At 59.6% G+C, this 1,832-nt stretch carries 4 protein-coding genes; all 4 read left to right on the top strand.

The window, feature by feature from the left end; translation table 11 throughout:
- Positions 1-172 precede the first annotated feature (172 nt).
- Positions 173-340, top strand: coding sequence for a cbb3-type cytochrome oxidase subunit 3 (locus V8352_RS21650; protein WP_336426327.1), 168 nt, complete (start codon positions 173-175; stop codon positions 338-340).
- A complete protein-coding gene (gene ccoP, locus V8352_RS21645) occupies positions 337-1,251 on the top strand; it encodes a cytochrome-c oxidase, cbb3-type subunit III (protein ID WP_336426326.1) in 915 nt (304 codons plus the stop codon). The genes V8352_RS21650 and ccoP overlap by 4 nt, the downstream gene beginning before the upstream one ends.
- Positions 1,248-1,409 (top strand): hypothetical protein, encoded by a 162-nt coding sequence (locus V8352_RS21640; RefSeq protein WP_336426325.1) that lies wholly within the window; start codon positions 1,248-1,250, stop codon positions 1,407-1,409. Before ccoP ends, V8352_RS21640 begins: the two co-directional genes overlap by 4 nt.
- 11 nt (positions 1,410-1,420) lie before the next feature.
- A partial coding sequence (locus V8352_RS21635; RefSeq protein ID WP_336426324.1) for a DUF2189 domain-containing protein occupies positions 1,421-1,832 on the top strand: 412 nt, incomplete at its 3' end.

Here is a 1,832-nt window from a genome sequence, read left to right as displayed (position 1 = left end):
CTGATAGCGCCGGCGTTGACGGCGTGCTCGACCGCTATGGCGAGGATGTAGCGGTCCGCGCCTTCGACGGCGATCCATCGAAGTTAACCGAGCTGGACGCGGTGGTAGCTTATCTACAATCACTCGGCACACTGACCGATGCGGCCCACGCGATCCCCGAGGAGGTCACGCAATGAGCTATGATGTTCTGGTCTATTTGGCGAAGACGATTGGGCTCTTCTGGATGATGGGGTTCTTTATCATTGTCGTTATCATCGCCTATAATCCCAAACGGCGGGCAGCGCATGACTATGCCGCGCAGTCGATCCTACGTCCCGATGATCGGGAGGGCGGTGCATGACCGATCAGCCCAAAACCGACCCAAAAGATCTTCCCGGCGCCGACCCCCATACCGGCCAACGCGAGGTCGACCCGGTCACCGGCCATGAAACCACGGGACACGACTGGGGTGGCATCACGGAGTTGAATACGCCGTTTCCAAAAATCGTAATCTGGGCGCTGGTGCTGACTTTTCTCTACTCCGCCGTCACTTGGGTCCTTCTACCTGCTTGGCCCTATGGGCGCGATTACACCCGCGGGCTACTGGGGTTGGATCAGGGTGAGATGGCCGTGGCAGGCTTTGCAGAGTTGGATGCACGGCGGCAGGACTGGATCGCACAATTCGACGGAGCACCAGAGTTTGAAGCACTGGAGGAAGATGCGGGCCTGATGGCAGCGGCAATGCCCGCTGCCGACCGGCTATATCTGGATAATTGTTCGGCCTGTCATGGCGCGCAAGGCGGAGGCGGACCGGGATTTCCAGTGCTGACCGACAGTCACTGGCTCTGGGGCGGCGATCCTGAGACGATTGCCGAAACGCTTCAGGCGGGTATCAATACAACGCACCCTGACACCCGATGGGCACAGATGCCAGCTTTCGACTGGATGGAGCGACAGGACCGGCGGCAGCTTGCTGAATACGTTGTCGCACTTCGCGACGGCACGGCCGATCCAGATGGGCCAGCTGCGCCACTGTTTGAGGAGAACTGCGTTGCTTGTCATGGTGACGGCGGCACCGGCGGGTTGATGAATGGAGCCCCTGCCCTGACCGACACAGCAGTCATATATGGTCAAGATGCGGCGTCGGTGAGCCAGACGCTTCGTTACGGGCGACAGGGCGTCATGCCGCATTGGTCAGACCGTCTCAGCGACGCCGAAATCAACCTGCTTGCGCTTTATGTGAACCGGCTGTCAGAGGAGGTTTCACAATGATCACGATCACGCAAAAACGGCTGGCCATCTTTGGCGCGGTCGCTGCAGCAAGTCTTTTCATCGTGATCAATGCACAGTTCATTGCCGCCGCCTTTCGCTCACAGCCCGCTTGTGTTGCCGTGGCAGACGCAGCGATGCCCGCAAAACAGGTCTGCTAACGGAGACCGTCATGCTTGAGCCACTTCCCACGATCCGACCGCCGCAGCGAGCAGACTCGCCACTGGCTCGAAACCTGCCCGCTCGGGTAGCATTCGACTGGCTACACGCGGGCTGGCGTGATCTGAGCACCGCTCCGGCGCTGAGCCTGGTCTACGGCATTTTTGTGGTCCTTCTGTCTTATGCAGTACTTTGGGGATTATCGGCGACAGGCCTCCTCTATCTCGCATTGCCCGCCGTTTCCGGCTTTCTGATCGTCGGACCGTTCCTCGCATTAGGCCTCTACGCCAAAAGCCACCGACAAAGCGAAGGCGAAAAAGTCACGCTGGCGCAAATGGTTTTGACGCGCCCGGCATCCGGTCCACAAATGGCCTATGCCGGGTTGATGCTGGGTTTGCTTGTGCTGTCTTGGCTGCGTTCGGCCG

The organism is Roseovarius sp. D0-M9 (assembly GCF_037083805.1).
Lineage (GTDB): Bacteria > Pseudomonadota > Alphaproteobacteria > Rhodobacterales > Rhodobacteraceae > Roseovarius.
The sequence above is the reverse complement of the archived record's forward strand: the minus strand, read 5'-3'. Positions and strand labels throughout refer to the sequence as shown.

What these genes read in the sequence shown, in the direction of transcription:
- ccoP (WP_336426326.1), top strand. Translation starts at nt 337, where the DNA reads ATGACCGATCAGCCCAAAACCGACCCAAAAGATCTTCCCGGCGCCGAC.
- V8352_RS21650 (WP_336426327.1), top strand. Translation starts at nt 173, where the DNA reads ATGAGCTATGATGTTCTGGTCTATTTGGCGAAGACGATTGGGCTCTTC.
- V8352_RS21640 (WP_336426325.1), top strand. Translation starts at nt 1,248, where the DNA reads ATGATCACGATCACGCAAAAACGGCTGGCCATCTTTGGCGCGGTCGCT.